The organism is Haloarcula sp. H-GB4, assembly GCF_030848575.1.
In the GTDB taxonomy this organism is placed as follows: Archaea; Halobacteriota; Halobacteria; order Halobacteriales; family Haloarculaceae; genus Haloarcula.
This window is the reverse complement of record NZ_JAVDDX010000004.1, coordinates 168,381-188,477: the sequence shown is the minus strand read 5'-3', so window position 1 is coordinate 188,477 and position 20,097 is coordinate 168,381. Positions and strand designations below refer to the sequence as shown.

At 55.8% G+C, this 20,097-nt stretch carries 20 protein-coding genes and 1 pseudogene; 14 read left to right on the top strand and 7 right to left on the bottom strand.

The features are described 5' to 3' along the window. The first annotated feature begins 283 nt into the window (after nt 1-283). From RBH20_RS18875 to lpdA, 8 genes are all read left to right on the top strand, one after another. Nucleotides 284-1,381: a branched-chain amino acid ABC transporter permease gene (locus tag RBH20_RS18875; RefSeq protein ID WP_306711564.1), complete on the top strand. Its 1,098-nt coding sequence runs from the start codon at nt 284-286 to the stop codon at nt 1,379-1,381. Continuing rightward, a complete protein-coding gene (locus RBH20_RS18870; RefSeq protein ID WP_306711563.1) occupies nt 1,378-2,685 on the top strand; it encodes a branched-chain amino acid ABC transporter permease in 1,308 nt (435 codons plus the stop codon). The genes RBH20_RS18875 and RBH20_RS18870 overlap by 4 nt, the downstream gene beginning before the upstream one ends. Continuing rightward, nucleotides 2,678-3,505 (top strand): ABC transporter ATP-binding protein, encoded by an 828-nt coding sequence (locus RBH20_RS18865; RefSeq protein WP_306711561.1) that lies wholly within the window; start codon nt 2,678-2,680, stop codon nt 3,503-3,505. The genes RBH20_RS18870 and RBH20_RS18865 overlap by 8 nt, the downstream gene beginning before the upstream one ends. After that, nucleotides 3,502-4,206 (top strand): ABC transporter ATP-binding protein, encoded by a 705-nt coding sequence (locus RBH20_RS18860; RefSeq protein ID WP_306711558.1) that lies wholly within the window; start codon nt 3,502-3,504, stop codon nt 4,204-4,206. Before RBH20_RS18865 ends, RBH20_RS18860 begins: the two co-directional genes overlap by 4 nt. A gap of 665 nt (nt 4,207-4,871) precedes the next feature. Further along, complete coding sequence (gene pdhA / locus RBH20_RS18855) at nt 4,872-6,020, top strand: pyruvate dehydrogenase (acetyl-transferring) E1 component subunit alpha (RefSeq protein WP_306711556.1); 1,149 nt, start codon at nt 4,872-4,874, stop codon at nt 6,018-6,020. Next, nucleotides 6,017-7,033: an alpha-ketoacid dehydrogenase subunit beta gene (locus tag RBH20_RS18850; protein WP_306711554.1), complete on the top strand. Its 1,017-nt coding sequence runs from the start codon at nt 6,017-6,019 to the stop codon at nt 7,031-7,033. The genes pdhA and RBH20_RS18850 overlap by 4 nt, the downstream gene beginning before the upstream one ends. A gap of 1 nt (nt 7,034) precedes the next feature. Then, the gene (locus RBH20_RS18845; RefSeq protein WP_306711552.1) at nt 7,035-8,564 is read left to right on the top strand and encodes a dihydrolipoamide acetyltransferase family protein; all 1,530 of its coding nucleotides are present in this window, start codon (nt 7,035-7,037) and stop codon (nt 8,562-8,564) included. After that, complete coding sequence (gene lpdA, locus RBH20_RS18840; RefSeq protein ID WP_306711550.1) at nt 8,564-9,997, top strand: dihydrolipoyl dehydrogenase; 1,434 nt, start codon at nt 8,564-8,566, stop codon at nt 9,995-9,997. Before RBH20_RS18845 ends, lpdA begins: the two co-directional genes overlap by 1 nt. A gap of 1,939 nt (nt 9,998-11,936) precedes the next feature. Here the strand turns inward: lpdA and rdfA are convergent. Then, on the bottom strand, nt 11,937-12,551 hold the full coding sequence (gene rdfA, locus RBH20_RS18835) for a rod-determining factor RdfA (protein WP_306711548.1): 615 nt from the start codon (nt 12,549-12,551) through the stop codon (nt 11,937-11,939). A 127-nt stretch (nt 12,552-12,678) separates the two neighbouring features. After that, nucleotides 12,679-13,563: a universal stress protein gene (locus tag RBH20_RS18830; RefSeq protein WP_306711546.1), complete on the bottom strand. Its 885-nt coding sequence runs from the start codon at nt 13,561-13,563 to the stop codon at nt 12,679-12,681. Between the two features lie 333 nt (nt 13,564-13,896). Between RBH20_RS18830 and RBH20_RS18825 the strand changes: the two genes are divergently transcribed. The 3 genes from RBH20_RS18825 (at nt 13,897) to RBH20_RS18815 (ending at nt 15,240) form a co-directional block, all read left to right on the top strand. Beyond that, entirely contained in the window at nt 13,897-14,187 is a 291-nt protein-coding gene (locus tag RBH20_RS18825) for a DUF211 domain-containing protein (RefSeq protein ID WP_306711544.1), read from the top strand. 6 nt (nt 14,188-14,193) lie between these two features. Next, on the top strand, nt 14,194-14,775 hold the full coding sequence (locus RBH20_RS18820) for a VIT1/CCC1 transporter family protein (RefSeq protein ID WP_306711542.1): 582 nt from the start codon (nt 14,194-14,196) through the stop codon (nt 14,773-14,775). A gap of 75 nt (nt 14,776-14,850) precedes the next feature. Next, nucleotides 14,851-15,240 carry a MauE/DoxX family redox-associated membrane protein gene (locus RBH20_RS18815; RefSeq protein ID WP_306711540.1) on the top strand — a complete coding sequence of 130 codons (390 nt, stop codon included), beginning with the start codon at nt 14,851-14,853 and terminating at the stop codon, nt 15,238-15,240. A 431-nt stretch (nt 15,241-15,671) separates the two neighbouring features. Here RBH20_RS18815 and RBH20_RS18810 read toward each other — a convergent pair whose 3' ends face one another. The 4 genes from RBH20_RS18810 to RBH20_RS18795 form a co-directional block, all read right to left on the bottom strand. Next, on the bottom strand, nt 15,672-16,892 hold the full coding sequence (locus RBH20_RS18810) for a Tm-1-like ATP-binding domain-containing protein (RefSeq protein WP_306711538.1): 1,221 nt from the start codon (nt 16,890-16,892) through the stop codon (nt 15,672-15,674). Then, nucleotides 16,892-17,320 (bottom strand): cupin domain-containing protein, encoded by a 429-nt coding sequence (locus tag RBH20_RS18805; protein WP_306711536.1) that lies wholly within the window; start codon nt 17,318-17,320, stop codon nt 16,892-16,894. Before RBH20_RS18805 ends, RBH20_RS18810 begins: the two co-directional genes overlap by 1 nt. Next, nucleotides 17,317-18,153 (bottom strand): phosphoenolpyruvate hydrolase family protein, encoded by an 837-nt coding sequence (locus RBH20_RS18800; RefSeq protein WP_306711534.1) that lies wholly within the window; start codon nt 18,151-18,153, stop codon nt 17,317-17,319. Before RBH20_RS18800 ends, RBH20_RS18805 begins: the two co-directional genes overlap by 4 nt. Before the next feature lie 178 nt (nt 18,154-18,331). Next, nucleotides 18,332-18,526 carry a hypothetical protein gene (locus RBH20_RS18795; protein ID WP_306711532.1) on the bottom strand — a complete coding sequence of 65 codons (195 nt, stop codon included), beginning with the start codon at nt 18,524-18,526 and terminating at the stop codon, nt 18,332-18,334. A gap of 104 nt (nt 18,527-18,630) precedes the next feature. On the opposite strand from RBH20_RS18795, the gene RBH20_RS18790 reads away from it, so the two are divergent. From RBH20_RS18790 to RBH20_RS18780, 3 genes and pseudogenes are all read left to right on the top strand, one after another. After that, nucleotides 18,631-18,786, top strand: a complete 156-nt coding sequence (locus tag RBH20_RS18790) for a hypothetical protein (RefSeq protein WP_306711530.1) — start codon at nt 18,631-18,633, stop codon at nt 18,784-18,786. Nucleotides 18,787-18,882: 96 nt separating this feature from the next. After that, nucleotides 18,883-19,145, top strand: a pseudogene (locus RBH20_RS18785) (transposase); the annotation flags it as partial. Nucleotides 19,146-19,343: 198 nt separating this feature from the next. Beyond that, entirely contained in the window at nt 19,344-19,568 is a 225-nt protein-coding gene (locus tag RBH20_RS18780) for a DUF2892 domain-containing protein (protein WP_306711528.1), read from the top strand. A 124-nt stretch (nt 19,569-19,692) separates the two neighbouring features. On the opposite strand, the gene RBH20_RS18775 is transcribed toward RBH20_RS18780, so the two are convergent. After that, on the bottom strand, nt 19,693-20,091 hold the full coding sequence (locus RBH20_RS18775; RefSeq protein WP_306711526.1) for a hypothetical protein: 399 nt from the start codon (nt 20,089-20,091) through the stop codon (nt 19,693-19,695). Nucleotides 20,092-20,097: the final 6 nt, after the last annotated feature.

Below are 20,097 nucleotides of genomic sequence, written 5' to 3'. Positions count from 1 at the left end.
GTGACTCGCGACTGACTGTGTTATTCGGCAAGTGGGCTCATATCTGCCGTCCGGTACGCGATTTTATATCCCTTATTGCGGGCGTATGCGTCCGCGATTATATATCGAATCCTGCTTTCGATACCTGTGGTTGCAAAGTCCGTCTGATCTAGCTGTCACGTCTAGTATTGTGAAAAAGTACCGTGTGTAATACTAGCATGAATGTGGCACATATCTTCGGTTTCGCGGTATCTATGACTATTTTACATCAAGATTTTTAAGACTGGGTACAGAGCACCAAAGTATGGCGGCACGAGACTACTACAGCCGTGGACAGAATCTGGTATACAACCGTCCAGTACTTGTTATATTGGCAGTTATCGGCGTGTTTTTTGTATTCGATGTCCTTCGACAGTTAGGCACTGGAACAGTTGCCGTCACAGATCTTCTGAGTTATCTCTGGAACGGACTGGTGCTTGGAATGTCACTTGGACTGGCCGGTGTCGGTCTCTCGATGACATACAGTATCCTCAATTTCGCGAACTTTGCCCACGGTGATCTGATTACGAGCGGTGCGTTCGCCGGCTGGGCGACGGCGTTTCTGATTGCCGGGCTGGGAGAGTTCTCTGTCGAATCGCTCATTCTTATCGGCGGACCAATCGCAGTCGGTTCGAATGAGCTTGGCATCAATGTCGTCAATACTCCACTGGCGCTTCTGGCTGGCTTACTCGTCGCTGCGGTCCTGACAGCCGCTCTTTCCCTTTTGCTGGATCGAATCGTGTTCAAACCGATGCGCAGTGCCGATGGTGTGACGCTGATGATTGCCAGTGTCGGCGTCGCGCTGTTCCTTCGTAATTTCCTCACCTATTCCTTCCTGACCGACAGTCGCGGGCTGACAGGCGGCAACGTCCCCCAGATTACCGTTGCGGGCGTCACGTTCGGCGGACACCAGATTACGCTGGTTGTCGTCGCCGCACTCCTAATGCTCGGAACGCACATTCTACTCCAGTACACAAAGATCGGCATGGCGATGCGTGCAATGGCCGCGAACAAGGACCTCGCAAAGGTCACCGGCATCCCAACGGAGCGCGTTGTCAAGCTCACGTGGATTATCGGCGGCGGGCTTACCGGGTGTGCAGGCTTTCTTATCGCATTACAGCAGGGGACGCTCACAGTGACAATGGGGTGGGACCTGCTGTTACTGGTGTTCGCAGCGGTCATCCTCGGCGGTGTCGGTTCGATCTACGGCGCCATGGTCGGCGGCGTCATTCTCGGTATCGCGAGCCGACTTGCGCTTGTCTGGATTCCAGCCAGCTTCCTTCTGGTTGCGGCATTCGTTATCATGATCGTCATGCTGCTCGTGCGTCCGTCGGGGCTGTTCAGTGGGAGGATGACGGCATGAGTACCGGCTCTATCCAGGCGCGGGCTGAGGGCTGGCTTGGCAACAACGACGTGCGCTTGCTTATCGCCCTGGCACTCGCGATTGGGGGCTTGTACGCGCTTTTCAGTATCGTCCTTGGGTTCCAGCTGAATGGCACAGTCAACACGCTTCGTCGTGTCGCGTTCCTCTCGGTAATTTATGCCATGTTAGCGCTCGCACTAAACCTTCAGTGGGGGTACGCAGGTCTGTTCAATCTCGGTGCGGCCGGGTTCATGGCCATCGGTGTGTACACGATGGGGATACTGGCTGCTCCAGTGACGGCCAGTCCGCCCGGTTTCGGGCTGCCACTTCCGGTCGCGATTGTGGGTGCTATTCTCGTGACTGGGGTCATCGGCGGCCTCGCTGCGTTGCCTGCGATCCGACTTCGTGCGGATTATCTTGCGATCGTTACTGTTGCATTCTCGGAAATCGTTCGCCTCACACTTCGTGCACCGGAGTTCGCGAATACTCGCGTTGCTGGCGTTGCATTTGGGACGGGCGGTGCGACGGGGCTGTCGCTGCCATCGAATCCGATCCGGATTCTATTTTACACAGACCCGGCCGCAACAGCCCCAGCACCCAATGCTCTGGGTGCGGCGATATTCAGCGCTGTGGAACCGCTGGGGATTGAGGAGACGCTGGTCATCGGCTGGGCGTACGTAGTTATGTTATGCCTCTGCCTCGGCCTCCTGTACTGGCTGATGGTCCGCATCGGGAAGTCACCCTTCGGACGGGTCCTCAAGAGTATTCGCGAGGACCAGCAGGTCACACAGGCGCTGGGGAAAGATACGCGCCTGTTCAAGATCAAGACGTTCGCGCTTGGCTGTGCGCTTATGGGCCTGATTGCCATTCTCTGGCGTCTTTCCGGAGGCTATGCATCGCCACGGATGTTCAAGCCGATACAGACGTTCTACATCTTCATTGCGCTGTTTATCGGCGGGACCGGCTCGCCCACAGGGAGTATTGTTGGCGGTGCCCTATTCGCGAGTCTGCTCTTCGAAGGCCCCTCGTTCATCCGCCGGGTCGTGGCAGAGTACCTCCAACTCAGCAACGCTCCCGATACGCTTGTCGGTGCGCTTGCCGAGCTGGGGACTCTTGATGTCACGCCGCTGCTGGCGTACTCCGTGCAGGACGTGAGTATTTCGGCTCTCAGATTGATGTTGTTAGGCATCGTTCTGGTGTACCTCATGCAACGGCACCCGGATGGGCTGCTTGGCCATCGAAAAGCAATCGCATCGAGCGTTGATCTCTCACAACAGGCGACTCGCGAGGACGACAATGAGTAAGAACGTACAATCAGCACGGAGCGACCAGACCCAGAACGGACAGCAAGAGCAGATACTCAAAGTGGAGAATCTACGAAAGACGTTTGGTGGTATTACCGCTGTCGCTGATGTCTCTTTCCACGTCGAAAAGGGGTCGATAACCGGTCTGATTGGTCCAAACGGTGCTGGCAAGTCGACGACGTTCGACCTGATTACCGGTGTGCAACGTCCAGACGGGGGCGCAGTCGAATTCAACGATACGGAGATAACGGGATATCGGTCAGATCAGGTCGCAAATCAGGGACTCGTCCGGACCTTCCAGATAGCACGAGAGCTCTCAGAGATGACCGTGCTCGAAAACCTCATGCTAGCACCACAGAACCAGGCCGGCGAAGCACTCTGGCGAACGGTCCTCCCGCGAGCCAGAACACAGGTCGTCGAACAGGAAAAAGAACTCCGAGAACAGGCCTGGGAGATGCTCGAACTGTTTGAGATTGAGCACGTTGCGCACGAATCCGCCGGCAATCTCTCGGGGGGCCAACGGAAACTGCTGGAGATGGCGCGTGTGCTCATGACCGACCCCGAGATGGTACTGCTGGACGAACCACTTGCGGGAGTCAATCCGACGCTCGAGGAGAAACTCATCGACCGGTTACATACGCTCAAAGAGCAGGGCTACACCTTCCTCTTCGTCGAACACGACATGGACGTTATCATGAACAACTGCGATACGGTCATCGTGATGCATCAGGGGAGTGTGCTCACAGAGGGGCAACCGGACGCAGTGAAAAATAACGAGAAAGTGCTTGACGCATATCTTGGGGAAGAGGTGAAAATATGAGTCTGCTGTCAGTACAGCAACTGGACGCCGGGTACGGTGATCTGCAGATCCTCACAGATGTCGACATGGAAGTCGGACAGAGTGAGTACATCACCATTGTCGGCCCGAACGGTGCGGGCAAGTCCACTGTAATGAAATCAGTGTTCGGACTGACGACATACATGGGGGGTAAAATTGTATTCAATGACAGGGATATCGCCGGCGAACAACCGGAAGATATCATCTCATATGGGTTGAGCTTCGTCCCCCAGAGCAACAACGTGTTTGAGCCATTGACGGTCACAGAGAACCTCAAGATGGGCGCATACACGCTGGACCAGTTCCCGGAAGACCGGCTACAGGCGGTTTACAACCGGTTCCCGATACTGGAGACTCGGTCGGAGCAGAAGGCAGGCACACTTTCAGGGGGCCAACAACAGATGCTGGCGATGGGCCGTGCGCTCATGCTCGATCCAGATCTGCTACTCCTTGACGAGCCCAGTGCAGGCCTTGCACCAGACCTCGTCGATGAGATGTTTGACCGCATTGACGAGATCAACGACGCCGGTACTGCTGTTCTCCTCGTCGAGCAAAACGCCAAGGAGGCATTGCGGCGGTGTGATCGCGGCTATGTCCTTGTGCAGGGGCAGAACCGACACGAGAACAGTGGGGAGGCACTTCTCAACGATCAACAAGTTCGCGAGGACTTCCTCGGCGGGTAGCTCCTGTGCCCACCACTGGCTTGGTGACTACGCTTTGCAACGGGAATACCATCTACGTGTGATACTGTACAGGCCGCTGAGTCCGTGGCAGCGCTCATAACCAGCGCACAGATTTTCACACCGTAGACTCGGCTCCAGTGAAGTTATAGACAATTGAGTATATCTATCTTTTACAGCGGTTCTCGATCTTGTACCGTCGGTAAGAGTGCCGGAATATCGCCCGTACCGACATCATCTCAAAATGTCGCATATAGGGATAATGGTCAACTATGTTTTACTTACTACACCCGCCACGCCGCTTCGGGCCAGCAGCTGTCACCGTTCACACCGGAATGGCTACTGTGGCGTGTGAACGGCTGTCGCACAAACAATAAGTATCTACCATGTTAGTTTCGATATATGCATCCGGGCTTGAACCCTATCGCCTGCCCTGCAGGTCAGCTGTCCCGGCAGTTAATGGATTGGGCACTGCCCTCTTCCACAGCTACATTCTTTACATTTTCGACATTTAAACTGGCGTAGACTGCCAGCGCACAGTTCGCCCCTGTGCCTGGTGGAAAACGCCAGCCTTGAACACGCTCGGGGAGCCGTAACCAGCGGCTGTTCGGGTTATCAGGGTCTGCTGAGGGAGCGTCTGTCGAATACAAAAAACATCATCGAAAACAATGAACATGAAAAACGAAGCAGGAAGCAAAGACGTGCCAGCGGCCGTCAGAGAAGACTCGGAGCTGGTCCAGATACTGGATGCTGAAGGCAACGTACTGCCACAGGCGTCTGTCCCGGATATTTCAGATAGGCAGTTACTTGAGCTGTATGAGACAATCAAGCTCGCTCGGCACTTCGACCAGCGGGCGATCAGCTTCCAGCGACAGGGGCGGCTCGCGACGTACGCACCAATGACCGGACAAGAAGGGTCACAGGTCGCTACGAGCCTGGCACTTGCCGAGCAAGACTGGTTGTTCCCGACCTACAGAGAGCACGCGGCGAAGTACGCTCATGGAATGGATCTGGTATCCCTTTTCGAGCCACTGCGAGGCTATAGAGACGGATACGCGATCCCGGACGACGTCAACGTGATGCCGGAGTATATTCCGATTGCGACCCAGGTTCCACAGGCTATGGGAATGGCGTGGGGACACAAGCTACAGGGAAAGACCGATACGGCCGTCCTGTGTCACCTCGGTGATGGTGCGACCTCCGAAGGAGATTTCCACGAAGGGCTGAATTTCGCCGGGGTGTTCGATGTCCCCGCTGTATTCGTCTGTAACAACAATCAATGGGCAATTTCGGTCCCTCGAGAGCGACAGACCGCGAGCGAAACCATTGCTGAAAAGGCACAGGCATATGGCATTGACGGCGTTCGAGTTGACGGACTGGACCCGCTGGCGGTGTATAAAGTCGCTAGTGAGGCACTGGCGAAAGCCCGGAATCCGGGCCCTGGAGAGCGACGCCCAACGCTTATCGAGTCTGTCCAGTATCGCTTCGGTGCACACACCACTGCGGATGATCCGTCCGTTTACAGAGACGAATCAGAAGAGGAGGCCTGGCGGGACCGCGACCCTGTGGACCGTATTGAAACGTATCTGTACAACGAGGGCATCCTCGATTCCGCCCTCGAGAGTGAGATTCAAGACAGTATCGAACAAGAAGTCAGCGAGGCGATAGAAACGGCAGAGCAGACAGAGGCGAGTCCGGACAACATCGTTGAGCATGTGTACGAGGACGTTCCAGCGCGACTCGAAGAACAGCGGGACGAATTGAACCGGCTGCGCGAGAAGTATGACGAGGGCGCGTTCTCGGAGGTGCTGGAATGAGTTCGACAGCCAGCACGCAGACACAGCAAAACGCACAGAGTCTCACCCTCGTGGAGGCGATACAGGATGGCCTGTACACAGAGATGGCACAGGACGACAGCGTCGTCGTTCTGGGTGAAGATGTCGGGAAAAACGGTGGTGTCTTCAGAGCAACCGACCAGCTATACGAAGAGTTCGGCGAAGACCGCGTTATCGACACGCCACTGGCCGAAGCCGGAATCATCGGGGCTTCGATTGGACTCGCCCAGACCGGGATGAAGCCTGTTCCTGAGATGCAGTTCATGGGCTTCATGTATCCTGCCTTCGACCAGATCGTCAGTCACGCTGCACGCCTCCGGAGCCGCAGTCAGGGGCAGTACTCGGTGCCGATGGTGATACGGGCGCCATATGGTGGCGGCATCCGAGCCCCAGAACATCACTCCGAGTCAAAGGAAGCGTTCTTCGTGCACGAGCCCGGGCTCAAAGTCGTCTCGCCGAGCACGCCATACGATGCGAAGGGGCTCCTAGCGGCGTCCATCCATGACCCGGATCCAGTTATTTTCCTAGAGCCGAAATTAATCTACCGTGCCTTCCGTGAAGATGTCCCGACGAAACCGTATGAAGTGTCGTTGAATGAGGCCGCTATCCGGCGTGAAGGGAGCGATATCTCAGTCTACACTTGGGGCGCGATGACTCGGCCGGCGCTGATCGCTGCGGAGAACCTTCACCAGTCACATGACATCGACGTCGAAGTCATTGACCTGCGAACCCTGTCACCCCTCGATATAGAGACGATTACTGAATCATTCAAAAAGACCGGGAGAGCCGCGATTGTCCACGAAGCACCGAAGACTGGTGGATTAGGGGCGGAAATCGCAACGACGATTCAGGAAGAAGCGCTCGTTCATCAGGAGGCGCCAATCAAACGAATTGCTGGGTTCGATGCTCCCATGCCACTCCATTCGCTGGAGGATTACTACCTGCCACAGGCGGTCCGTATTCAGGACGGAATCCGCGAAACAGTCGATTTCTAACATGGTACGTGAATTTGAACTACCTGATGTCGGTGAAGGTGTCGCTGAGGGCGAAATCCTTCGATGGCGGGTTGCGCCGGGCGACTCAGTTTCCGAAGACCAACCGGTAGCGGAAGTCGAGACTGACAAAGCCGTCGTTGATGTCCCATCGCCGGTTAATGGTGTCGTTGAAGAACTTCGTGCCGCGGAAGGAGAGATAGTCCCAGTCGGTGATGTGATTATCGTCTTTCGGGTTGAGGGTGAAGACGAACCGGAGAGAACTGAAACAGCGCCGACAGACGACACCACTGCGGACAGTGGCCAGCAACCCGACGTTGGAGCCACAGCACAGCCAGCCGAAGATCCACAGTCAGAACCGGTAGTGACAGAGCGGGTCCAAGTCCCCGCCCCGCCGTCTGTGCGGCGTCTCGCGCGCGAACTGGGCGTCGATATTTCCAGCATTGCGGACTCATCTCCGGGGCGTATAACTGAGTCAGATGTTCGCGCGTACGCGAGTGCGGAATCTTCGACTCAAGAGCGTTCAAGTCAACAGACCGCTGCTGCGGAGCAACCAAAACAGCAGGCAGCCCCGGAGCAGTCTGTCAGTCCGGTACAGACGAGAGAAACGGCGGACCGGGAGACGACGGTGGCCGTCCCGAAAACAAGACACATTGCAGCCGAAGAAGGGATTGATCTCGATACTGTCCCCACTGATGAACAAAAAGACGGAGAACCCTTTGTCACGCTCGAAACGGTCCAGGAGTATGCAAAGGCACAACAGCAGGCACAGAAAACGGATCGAGAAGCGGTAGCTGAGGGGACAACGGCGGACGAGCCAGCGCGCCCCGAGTCTCGGAAGCCGTATAACGGGATCAGGCAGACGATTGGATCGGCGATGATGTCGTCGAAATACACGGCCCCGCACGTCACTCATCAGGACGAGGTCGATGTTACTGCGCTGGTCGACGCTCGTTCAACGCTCAGACAGGAGGCCGAGGAACATGATATCCGACTGACGTACATGCCGTTCGTTATGAAAGCGTGTGCCGCGGCTCTGCAAGAGAATCCACAGGTGAATATCTCTCTCGACGAAGCAAACGAAGAGATTGTGGAAAAGCAGTATTACAACATCGGTGTCGCAACAGCAACTGATGACGGACTACTGGTTCCCGTTGTTGAGGACGTAGATGCGAAAGGCCTGCTGGAGGTCGCATCGGAGACCAACGAAAAAACCCAGAGGGCGAGAGAGCGCAGTCTTTCGCCAAAAGAAATGCGTGGCGGGACATTTACTATCTCGAACATCGGCGGGATTGGCGGGGAGTACGGAACGCCAATCATCAACCAACCGGAGAGCGCCATCCTGGCACTGGGAGAGATCAAAAAGAAGCCACGGGTTGTCGAAGCTGATGGTGAAGAGACGATAGAACCTCGACACATCATGACACTATCCCTGTCGTTCGATCATCGAGTGCTTGACGGCGCAGACGCCGCACGGTTCACAAACTCCATACAGAAGTACCTGCGAAATCCAAACCTGCTACTACTAGAATAATGGTTGTCGGAGATGTAACTACGTCGACTGACGTACTGGTTATTGGCGCGGGCCCCGGCGGATACGTCGCCGCAATCCGTGCTTCACAGCTTGGCCTTGATGTCACGCTCGTTGAAAAGGGGGAGTATGGGGGAGCCTGTCTCAATCGTGGTTGTATCCCCTCCAAGGCCCTGATAAACGGTTCAAAACTGGCATCGGAGGCGGGCCATGCGGAAGAACTGGGGATTTACGCAGACCCAACAGTTGCGCTTGACGAGATGATTAGCTGGAAAGATGGTGTCGTCGACCAGTTAACGAGTGGTATCGAGCAACTGTGTACGGCGGCTGGCGTGAACTTGTTGCAAGGGACTGCCGAATTCGCTGATGAAAACAAAATCAGAATCGTCCATCAGGGTGAGGGACAGGGGTCTGAGTCGCTGAAATTCGAAAACTGCATCATCGCAACGGGGTCCAGACCGATTGAAATTCCGGAGTTCGACTTTGATGACGAGCGTATCGTCTCGTCAGACGGCGCGCTGAACTTCGAAACAGTACCCGACGAGCTCGTAATCGTTGGAGCCGGGTACATCGGCATGGAGCTAGCGACTGTCTATAGTCGACTTGGGAGCGACGTATCGGTAATTGAGATGCTAGAGCAGGCGCTCCCCAGCTATCAGGAAGACATTGCCTCGATAGTCAGGAAGCGAGCAGAACGTCTCGGTGTGGATTTCCATTTCGGATACACTGCGGACAGTTGGACAGAGTCGGACGGTGAGGCTGTCCTGACTGCTGTCCCCGCAGATGAGGCGGCGCATGATAGCGCTATAGAACTCACTGCTGACAGAATACTCGTCGCCGTCGGCAGACGCCCGGTGACTGATACGCTCAGTATCGACGATGCCGGCGTCGAAACTAATTCTCAGGGGTTCATTCCAACGGATAGCAGATGTCGGACGAACAAGGAGCATATTTTCGCGGTCGGTGACGTTGCGGGTGAACCGATGCTCGCACACAAGGGATCGAAAGAAGGGGAAGTTGCAGCGGAAGTAATCGCCGGTGAAGCCGCTGCAGTCGATTATCAGGCACTCCCGGCTGCCGTGTTTACCGATCCGGAAATCGGAACTGTCGGGTTAACGGAGAACGAAGCAGCAAACGAAGGTATTACACCTGTCACAGGTGAGTTCCAGTTTCAGGCGTCTGGACGAGCACTAACAGCAAACCGGACAGAAGGCTTTGTCCGAATTGTCGCGGAAAAAGAAACTGAACGTGTGATCGGTGCACAGATTGTCGGTCCGGAAGCATCCGAGTTGATTGCAGAAATCGCAGCCATGATTGAAATGGGTGCAAAGCTTCAGGACATCGGCTCAACTGTTCACACACATCCAACATTAAGTGAAGCGATAATGGAAGCTGCACAGAATGCGAGAGGGAAGGCAATACACAGACGAAACTGACCGAACCATATTGACGCCTCAGTCACTATATCCACAACCAAACCGAACAGATATTCACCCAGACATCGTACATCCAATACTGTTTGCCGATTCGAAACCGCAGTTCCGGAACAAACAGTCTCTACGGGGGTTCAATGATCTCTCTTCGGTGTGTATATTACGTTATCCCGCAGAGGCTGCCGACTACGATCCAGATTTAGTCGTTAGCGACCGTCTGGGTTGCGCCACCGTCACTGGCACTTAGCTTGTTCTCCTCCTCTTCTTCTGGTCTCGGTACATCTGTTGGAAGGTTTTCGTATAGAATTCCCTTGCTTGCGTTGTAGCATGTCATACAATGGCATGGCTGATGAAAACATATAAACTCGTCCCTTATTCTGTACCACTGAATATTAACATTTCGAGAATATTTATATATCGGACAATGTCTCAGAACAGAATAATAGCGTATCTGTTTAGATTCAGTAAAAATCTAGATACGCACGGACTGTTTTTTGCGTTGAAGATTTAGTTGTTGTATCATGTGCCGGTACTTCTTATCACTTCGTTTTCCGTAATGCCGAAGCTAACCCGAAGATCTTGGATTATATACTCTCTCGTTATAAATCCAAGGTTGGTTCTGCTCCCAATCCAAACAGGTTTGCTATATGTTGGGGTATTGCGATGTCATGCATTCTTCTTCACAGAAGAAGTGCTCTGTTATCCCTCCGTCTGAGTCGCGTATCGTAACTCCGCTGTACTTCATCTGCTCGTTGATCACCTGGCCGCAGTAATCACAACGGTAGTTCGGTGACCCACCGACCAAGGTCCGCGTTGACTTGTTCTGGATATTTAGTTCGGCAGCGGCTGTGTTGCCGCTGGCTTCCATAGCACAGCGAGCAGTTGTTAGTGATTGCTCCGCCTCAGATTGTCCATTCATTGTTTGCCTCGATTTATTGTTGACAGCGGTCTACTCGTTCTGTCTACTGTTACACATGAATCTGGTGCCCCTATGGTCGTTTCACCGACGTTTTCCACCTGTGCCGGGTTACTGCCCGGACTGTAGTGGTCTACGCAGGTTACCGGGTAGGCAGTGTAAAAAACGGATAGCCAATCGCTACAGCCACTGATCGAATCGTTTTCCGGGACGCTTCTACCGTCTGGATACCCGGGTTCATATCTCTCTATACTAAACTGTCGTATTTAATAATTTGGATAACCCCCATCAGTTCCGCCACTGAGATGGGACTTCTCACTCACTCGAATAACTGTCGAGTGTGAACATCACTCACATAATCATTAAGTGTACATCCATTAAAGATATGTCTATGAATCTGGGCGTCGACTGTACGGCTTGGGAGGCAAGCCTCTTGTCCCAGCACTTGATCGGTGCAGACCGTTCTACATCCGGTTTTACATTTTTTACATTTTTCAAATTGTAAACTGACGTAGACCACCACAGTGCGGGCAAGCGCCGGCACACAGGTGGAAAACGTCAGTCCTGGCTGGTCCCAAAGCACCAGCCGACGGTTTTCGGGTCGTGACGGCCCACCTCACGAAGCGGTGCGACACCAACTACACAATCATAATCAGCGACATCATGAACGCACAAAACACCCAGAAGTACCGTAGCCAACAATCAGCAGACATCGCAAACGCAGACCAAGCGCGGAGGGCAGTCCCTGAAAGCGTTGAGAGCCAGTCTATCAGGGTCGTAATTAGCTCGATTGCAACGCGACACTGCGATCACTGTGGAACGCCGATCAGCGACAACGTCCGGTATCGAAATGTCACTACCAGAGATAGTGCTGGCAACGTCACGGAATACGCGTTCTGCGATGTCGATTGTAAGACCGCTCGATTCTCGAGGCTTGGCTGACCGATTGCTGTCGTGGGGTAGTGTCTGCCTACAGGGTCGCCGGCTGGGCTACTAGCTTCCTTTTGACAATAAGGACAGCTGACCTCATGTGGTTTGGCAGTCGCAGCCACCCTGCTCCAGAAACGCGACAATATCGTAGCTACGGCCGCAGTCCTCACACAACACCTGTACTTCGTTGATAATGCTGAAATCGCCTGCTGAGATAGCGTCATTTTTTTCCAGACTCTCGATTGTTTGTCTCGTTACAGCGGTTGTTCGGCCCCGGAGACGCTGTATTGAATCAATAGCGTTTTCTTTCCGTTCTGCGGGCGTCTGCTCGGGTCGGGCCGCGCCACGGTCGTTCTTGAGATAGCGATACACCGTCTGGTGGGAAATAAAATCAGCCATCACAGATTCGACATCGACTCCGCTCTGTTCGAGGCGGGAGCGTATGAGCGGGGCGTCGGCGTCATCCTCGCGAAGTGACTGATAGACCTGCTCGATATCGCCGCTCAATGTTGGAGCGTCACTCCCCTCGATGGCGGACTCAAGCACCGATCGGTTGAAATAGTCAGCAAGGTCGCGAGTACTTTCTTCCGCCCCGTCAGCACCAACCCACCGATTCTCAAGCTCTGCACCCATCCCGACAAGGTCATATTTTTGAATTACGGCTTCGACCTTGCTCGTTCCCCCACCGGACTGTGAGTCGTCTGTGGTCATGCTCCGATTTATGTGTGCCCCATAGTTACTAAACACTCTCGCATATCGGGAGTACTGCCGAGGCTCCTCACACGCAGAGCTTTATCGACTTGTGCGCTAGTATGAGTTGATCGATTCACGAACCGACCTACTCATCTGATTCGGATTCAGGCTCGCGAACCCACGTCACCGGGACTGGGGACTTTCGGACGATTTTGGCGCTGACGCCACCCATGACGTACCTGCTGAAATCAGTTTGTCCGTGTGTCCCCATAACCGCGAGATCGACTTCATTCGCGTCGATGTAGTCGCAAATCACCTTCGAGGGGTCACCGTACTCAATGACGCTGGTTATCGTGTCAAGCGATGTGTCGTCGATCTTCTCAGTCGCTTCAGCGATAATCTCATCCGCCCGCTCGGCCAACTCCCCCTCTTTCAGGACGGAGCGTGCATCAGGCCCGAGACCGCCGGTCTCGACAACGTGAAGCAGATGGAGTGTTGCGCCCGTCGCCCTCGCGACAGCAATCCCTTCTGCCAGTGCGAGATCTGCACCACGGCTCCCATCTGTCGGGACGAGGACGTGCTGTGGCGGATACACGAGTGACCGATCTCTGTCAGGGTTGACCGCAGTGACAGGAACTTCTGCTGTGTTGATGACACGCTCAGTCACGCTTCCGAGCAGTATTCGCTTGATCCCACGCTGTCCGTGAGTCGGCATAACGATGCAATCACTGTCGGACTGTTGGCTGTAGTCGACTATCGTCTTGTGCGGGTCACCCTGGAGGACCGCAGAGACGGCGGGAACGCCGGCGTCTTTCGCATATTGTTCGGCTTCCGCCACGATGCGCTCGCCTTCTGTTTCGAGCACGTCGATGACCTCGCCACGAATCGTGGTGACGCTGTCTCGGCCAGTGTCGGCGACGTTGAGGATGTGTATCGTCGCCTCATGTTCGGCTGCGATCTGTAGCGCGTATTCAAGTACCGATTCTGCGGCGTCGCTTCCGTCGGTCGGGAACAGGATGGTGTCGTACATACTGGTAGTCGCGTGTTTGCATGCCAGTCAGCTATCTGGGCAACGGAGGGCGTAGCGCGGTACTCAGAGACGGGTCCCTATTCGCTCCTCGTTGAGTGTGGCTTCTGCGTCTCAAACTGTTCGCATCGATGCCTTCTCAGATGCATGGTACTTCAGAGACGCTGTTTGAAGAACTACACAGGGGCTTCTAATAACATCTCGCCTGCAGAGTGTCTGTCATCTGTACCCGGATAGCGAACGGATAGCACCGTCGTTAGGTGCCTCGATACGTTTCGTGCGGTGACTGTGTGGTGTTGGCACACATTTTTATTATAACCCCTCGCGTGTTGTGATATGGCAGCAGTCCGACGCCTTGTCATCGATGTACTGAAACCACACGACCCGCCGCTACTGACGTTCACCAATCAACTGGCCGAAATTGAAAGCGTCGAGGGCGTAACGTCGTCTCTGATCGAACTAGATCAGGAAGTGCAAAACATCAAGCTAACCTTTGAGAGCGATGATCTGGACTTCGAGGCGATTGATGAAACAATCAAAAACCTCGGTGGGTCCGTACACTCTGTGGACCAGGTTGCCTGCGGTGATTCCGTTGTTACGGATCGACGGACGTTACAGGATGGCTGAGACGTCGTGGCGTCCATTCGACAACTCTTCAGACGGCTTCTTGAGAAGGAAGATGTCCTTGCAATCTCCCGTCGGTATTTCGTCTCAAACGGCTTCGACGGGACGCTCACAAGCATTGGCATCATCGTTGGCGCTGTTCTCTCGGGAGTTCCGGACGGGTACACTGTCATCAAAATCGGACTGGGCGCGGCAGTCGGGCTCGGAACTTCTGCGGTCTGGAGCGTCTGGGAAATCGAACGTGCTGAAACCCGGGCGGAAATCAGGCGTATCGAGCAGGCGATGCTCACGGATCTTGATGATACCCGCGTTCAGCAGAACCAGCGCGGTGCTCGCTTCGTCCACGCTACGATGAGCGGGCTGGGGCCACTTATCGGGATTCTGATTCCACTGGCCCCATTTCTTGTAGCAGGGTCCGTCGTCACAATGGCAGAGGCGGCACTCATTGCAGTCGGTCTGGGTATCGGTGTGTTAGGTGTGTTCGGCGCCTACATGGGATCGATTTCGGGCCAGCGGTGGTACGTTGCCGCCGCCCGGATGGGACTTGCCGGATTGGTAGTCGCAATTCTCAATCTCTTTCTTCCAGGGTGAGCAGCCGCCACTCTGTTTCCGTTCTGGAACACAAATCCCAACTTGCTTTCCACTGGCCGCCATATCTGGTAGTAGATGCGTGTTGGCTTGCGGCAGTTCAAACGGCCGTTGTGCTACGTGATGGCGCTCCTGTATGTCGTTGCTGGGATATTACATTTCGTCGTACCGGAACTATACGTCCAGATCGTCCCACCGGTCTTGCCGGCGCCACTTGCGCTGGTGTATCTGTCCGGCGTCGCCGAAATCGCCGTCGGGCTTGGTCTGCTGGTCCCGCGGACGCGCTCGTACGCTGCCTGGGCGACGATCGCATTGCTCGTCGCGATCTTTCCCGCGAACGTCTATATGGCTGTCTCAATGGTCACCATTGAGGGAACGGGTGGCGGCGATCCATCTGCACTGGTCCGCTGGGCACGGCTGCCCGTTCAGGGCGTGTTGATCCTCTGGGCGTACTGGTACACTGACTGAGCGGGGGAATCCCCGGGGCGATCGGGATCTGTTTTACTTCCGCGACAGCACCGACGGGATTGTTCGGGTTCTGGAAAGCGATGGAACCGAGCGGGACGCGTTCGGGTACACCTTGTCCAATGGGTGTAAAATCTACACGTTGCTTTCGAGTAGCGCGACTGCTCTCGGTGTGACGATAGTTGTGGGATACCAGCCGCCACATCACGGGAGACGCTGTGACAACACGAGATCGATCTCAACGAACGGGCAGTCGGTGGACCTGTAGCCAAGTGGCGGTAGCGGGGAGAGAACCCGCGTGGCAGCCGTCAGAAAGCTGCTGTCCCGATACTTGCCCTGACACGATCAGGTGGGGGCAGCCCTTCCTTTCGACGGGCCGCCAGTATGCGGATTCTGGCAAGGCTCGAACGTCGAGCATGTAGTATTGGGTTCTCTCAGGGACCGACACCGGCGGCACGCATGTACTCGTCCAGTTTCTCCGCCAGTGCCCGTGCAAACGCCTCGTCGTTGATGGAAACCTCCATTTCGAACAGTTCGACAGCCGGGTCGATGTGCTCGTGGATGGCGTCGAACAGCGCCGCATCCGCCTCGGGGTCGTAGAAGTCCTCTCCCTCGACATCGAGCATCGAGATCCCGCCGAGCGGGAGTGCCACTGCCGCTGGGCCAGTCGCGGCATTCAGCTTTGTTGCGAGGATTTCGCCCAGCTCCGCACATTCCTCAGGCGTGGTTCGCATCAGCGTCACCTGTGGGTTGTGGACGTGGAACTGCCGCCCCTCGAACTCGTCGGGGACCGAATCACGCGGGCCGAAGTTTACCATGTCGAGCGCCCCCGTTGAGACAACCTGTGGAACGCCCGTCTGGGCTGCGGCGTCTAATCGCTCCGGCCCAGCGCTGAGCACACCGCCGACGAGTTCGTCCGCCCACTCGGTTGTCGTTATGTCAAGCACGCCGTCGATGATACCTTCCCGGATCAGCCGCTCCATCGCCTGCCCGCCAGTGCCGGTGGCGTGGAAGACGATGGTCTCGTACCCCGCTTCTTCGAGGTGTTCTCTGGCCGCCTGAACGCAGGGCGTAGTGACGCCAAACATCGTGATACCGACGGTTGGACGGTCCTCGACCGTTACGTCTGACTCGGTAGTGCCCATCCCGACCATCGCCAGCGCAGCGTTCGAGATGACCTGCCGTGAGAGCTGATTGAGTCCCTCAATGTCGGCGACGGAGTACATCATCGCGATGTCAGTCGAGCCGACGTACGGCTCGGTGTCACCCGAAGCCATCGTCGAGACCATCAGCTTCGGCACGCCCACTGGGAGTGCCCGCATCGCCCTTGTCGCGATCGACGTATTCCCGGAGCCGCCGAGTCCGAGGACGCCCGCCAGCTCCCCCGACTCGAAGAGGTCGGTGACGACGGCAGCGGCTCCTTCACCCATCGCTGTCATCGCCTCTCCCCGATCGCTATCCGCACGTAACTCGTCGAGGGTCGTCCCGGCAGCTTCGGCCACCTCGGCGGCGGTCGTGTCCGGCTCAAACCCGGCGTCGTCTAGCACGCCAACGTCGATGACGTGTACGTCAACGCCCTGTCCCTCAATGACATCGCGAGCGAAGGCGAACTCCTCGCCTTTTGTATCGAGCGTCCCCACGAGAACGATCGCCATCACTTCGCCTCCGGGTCGACGTTTTCCGGCGTCGGCAGTTTGCCGGCTGGAACAATCTCACACTCCGGGAGGTCACGAAGCACGTCTTCCGGTCCCGGCGGCGCGTAGACCGCAAACAGGACGAGCGGTTCCCACCCGGTGTTGACCGTCCCGTGTTCGACGCCCTCAGGAATGAACACCATATCGCCGGTGGCAATATCGCGAGTTTCGTCGTCGACCTCCTGTTCGCCCTCGCCGCGAACGACGTACAGGATCTCGTCGCTCTCGGGGTGGGTGTGTCGCTCGTGGCCCTTGCCGGGTTCGAGCTTCACGACACCGGCGCTGAACCGCTCTCCGTCAGTGACCTCGGGCGTGCTCATCCATTTGAGTGCGCCCCAATCGAACAGTTGACTCTCCACGTCGTCGGGGGCGACGAAGTAGTCGCTCATTGGATGTCGATTCCCTTGAACTCGCGAGCCTGGTTCTCGATGGCTTCCTCTGTCGGCAGCCGCTCAATGCTGGAGGCTCCGAAGAAGCCGACGACGCCGTCGGTATGTTCGAGGACGTACGCAGCGTCATCAGGCCACGCAATCGGGCCGCCGTGACAGATAACGAGGACGTCTTCGTTCACGTCCTTCGCAGCATCGTGATGGGCCTGTACCCGCTCGGCTGCCGCTTCCAAATCGAGTGCCGTCTCCGCACCGATGTCGCCGGATGTCGTCAGCCCCATGTGTGAGACGATGACGTCAGCGCCCGCCTCGGCCATCTCACGGGCCTGTGTCTCGCTGAACACGTACGGGCAAGTGAGCATGTCCTGACTGGCCGCCTCTCGGATCATGTCAACTTCCTTGTCGTAGCCCATCCCGGTCTCCTCGAGGTTCTGCCGGAACCCGCTGTCCTCGTCGATGAGGCCGACTGTCGGGAAGTTCTGCACTCCGGAGAACCCTCGCCGTTTTAGATCTTCGATGAACACGTCCATTTGCCGAAACGGATCAGTGCCGTTGACGCCCGCAAGCACCGGCGTGTCTTCGACGACTGGGATGACCTCGTGGCCCATTTCACAAACGATCTCGTTTGCGTCACCGTACGGGAGTAGCCCGGCGAGTGACCCGCGCCCATTCATTCGGTAGCGGCCGGAGTTATAAATGATGAGCAGGTCGACACCGCCGCGCTCGGCGAACTTCGCGGAGATTCCTGTCCCCGCACCGGCACCGATTATCGGCTCTCCTTGCTCGACTGTCTCTCGAAGTCGCAAGAGCGACTCCTCACGTGTGTATTCCATGTGTGAGATTTTACAATAGTCTGGTAGTCTCATTAATATTTCTCCAGAATACCGAGGCGTTTGATGATGAGCGGCCCCACGCCCGCCTCTAGTCTGGGTGGATACCGGCTCAGAATACTGTCATACGCCACACACTGCTTGATATGTGACGCTCACCCACACTAGTTCGACTCCCGATTCAGTCGAGAAGTATGACCGGAAGAATCACCAACAGTGCAAGCAACAGACCCGCTCCGACAATAGCAAACACCATCTCTGAGAGTCCCGCCGTCGTCACGTAACCGTACGACAAAACAACGGCCGTGGTGGCTGAGACCGCTACAAAAAGCAACTGGCGAACCTCAGAAGACAACTGTCTGGAGGGCAGATTCATATCATTTGATACAACGACCACCGGTAAATATCTAACCGGAGTAATTACCGGACACGTAAACTGACTAGGGTCTTTTATTAGGTAGACGTGGCAGACGTAGCATAATGGTTCTTGAACTCCTCTTTCCCGGCCTGATCGGATTCGTGTTTGTGATGATTGCAGCCTATGCCGGCTCACTTCGGGCTCTGGAGGTCTATTTCGACCCGGAGCAAGACAGTATCTTCCTCTCAGATGACTACGAACCGCCAGGTGAGCAGTAGCGACATTGTCTCAGCCATGGTCGAGGCTTGTGCTGAAAGCTGGAGGCGGATGTTCCGACCCTTCGCCTCGCTGGTAGAGGTGTTCATGACGAGTCGGGGGGTGGGAACCTCACGGAGTGTGGCTACAGGTGGGAAACTGAGAGTGGCTACAGGTCTATCAAGCGGTTCGTGGCCGCGACGGCGTCTAGGGATTTCGGCTACGGTTCTTCTACTCTGCATTTGCCTGCCTGTTGTACTCGACCTGGCGAACGATGGGCTTGCTTGTGCAGGTCGAGTTGACCGGTAAGTCCGAACATTCGCCGCTGACTACAGTGGACAATACGCTGACGCTGCCTAAGAAGGCGACAAGGATTGGGTAGTGTTGCTCTGTTCGGGTTAGCGCGCAGTCTGAGTGGCTACATGCTGAAAGTCTCGAAAATTCGCTCATATCATTGCTAGGATAATGAGTATTCTGTCTGGAATCAACATCCTTACTGTCTTGAACAGGTCCAATGAAACGCTATTGCTTATATTGCACAATCAAAGAGTTATTACCTCTGGGGAACTAAGCATCTTGCATGGATCGTAACGTCGGTTCGACGGACAAGACTGCCAGAATCCTTATCGGTGCGCTTGCAGGATTGGTATCGCTCGGTATCCTCGCCAGCGCCGTTCCGTTGCCGGCGATACTTGCGCCCGTGCTCGGGCTCGCCTCGGTGTTGCTACTCGTCACCGGATTCACTGGATTCTGCGGGCTGTACGGACTCCTAGGCGTCGACACCTGTTCTGTCGATACCCGGTGAACAGTCGGGACCTAATTGGTTTCACACCGGCAGCAACTGATTCTTCTGGATGTAGATAGTGGTCAGCCTATCTATCAGCTGGTTCTTTCCTCTTGCCCGCGCGAGTACCGAGAAAAATCTGATTTCACTGGTTTTGGACCGTACGACCGAGAGACCGGACAATCGCGAGCACGTATTGGATGCCGGTGAGAATCTCGCCGCTTCGAATCCCGTTCCAGAGGTCGTGTAGATCGACTGGCCCGCTGGAGTTCGCGTCGCCGAGTGCGTCAAGGACGGTCTGTAGCGCGCCCCGGGTGTCATCGCTGGCGGCCGTATCCGCGAGTTCGCCGAGCGAGGCCCCGGTCCCAGCGAGGGAGGTGACCATCTCGTCGTCCATCGCGGCGGTCCCGAGTTCGGCTACTTCGACCAGTTCGTTGACCGTATCGAGATTGCGGACGAACGTGGTGAAAGCCTCGGGATTCTCCTCGATGGCGGTGGTCAGTTCCTCTGTCAGATCGTCGGCCGATGGTTGTTGGTCACTCATTGATGA

Coding starts and splice junctions, on each gene's coding strand:
- RBH20_RS18795 (WP_306711532.1), bottom strand. CDS start 18,526: ATGAATCTGCCCTCCAGACAGTTGTCTTCTGAGGTTCGCCAGTTGCTT.
- RBH20_RS18860 (WP_306711558.1), top strand. CDS start 3,502: ATGAGTCTGCTGTCAGTACAGCAACTGGACGCCGGGTACGGTGATCTG.
- RBH20_RS18830 (WP_306711546.1), bottom strand. CDS start 13,563: ATGTACGACACCATCCTGTTCCCGACCGACGGAAGCGACGCCGCAGAA.
- RBH20_RS18850 (WP_306711554.1), top strand. CDS start 6,017: ATGAGTTCGACAGCCAGCACGCAGACACAGCAAAACGCACAGAGTCTC.
- RBH20_RS18865 (WP_306711561.1), top strand. CDS start 2,678: ATGAGTAAGAACGTACAATCAGCACGGAGCGACCAGACCCAGAACGGA.
- RBH20_RS18815 (WP_306711540.1), top strand. CDS start 14,851: ATGCGTGTTGGCTTGCGGCAGTTCAAACGGCCGTTGTGCTACGTGATG.
- RBH20_RS18810 (WP_306711538.1), bottom strand. CDS start 16,892: ATGGCGATCGTTCTCGTGGGGACGCTCGATACAAAAGGCGAGGAGTTC.
- RBH20_RS18805 (WP_306711536.1), bottom strand. CDS start 17,320: ATGAGCGACTACTTCGTCGCCCCCGACGACGTGGAGAGTCAACTGTTC.
- RBH20_RS18780 (WP_306711528.1), top strand. CDS start 19,344: ATGGATCGTAACGTCGGTTCGACGGACAAGACTGCCAGAATCCTTATC.
- RBH20_RS18800 (WP_306711534.1), bottom strand. CDS start 18,153: ATGGAATACACACGTGAGGAGTCGCTCTTGCGACTTCGAGAGACAGTC.
- rdfA (WP_306711548.1), bottom strand. CDS start 12,551: ATGACCACAGACGACTCACAGTCCGGTGGGGGAACGAGCAAGGTCGAA.
- RBH20_RS18875 (WP_306711564.1), top strand. CDS start 284: ATGGCGGCACGAGACTACTACAGCCGTGGACAGAATCTGGTATACAAC.
- RBH20_RS18825 (WP_306711544.1), top strand. CDS start 13,897: ATGGCAGCAGTCCGACGCCTTGTCATCGATGTACTGAAACCACACGAC.
- lpdA (WP_306711550.1), top strand. CDS start 8,564: ATGGTTGTCGGAGATGTAACTACGTCGACTGACGTACTGGTTATTGGC.
- pdhA (WP_306711556.1), top strand. CDS start 4,872: ATGAACATGAAAAACGAAGCAGGAAGCAAAGACGTGCCAGCGGCCGTC.
- RBH20_RS18790 (WP_306711530.1), top strand. CDS start 18,631: ATGGTTCTTGAACTCCTCTTTCCCGGCCTGATCGGATTCGTGTTTGTG.
- RBH20_RS18870 (WP_306711563.1), top strand. CDS start 1,378: ATGAGTACCGGCTCTATCCAGGCGCGGGCTGAGGGCTGGCTTGGCAAC.
- RBH20_RS18845 (WP_306711552.1), top strand. CDS start 7,035: ATGGTACGTGAATTTGAACTACCTGATGTCGGTGAAGGTGTCGCTGAG.
- RBH20_RS18775 (WP_306711526.1), bottom strand. CDS start 20,091: ATGAGTGACCAACAACCATCGGCCGACGATCTGACAGAGGAACTGACC.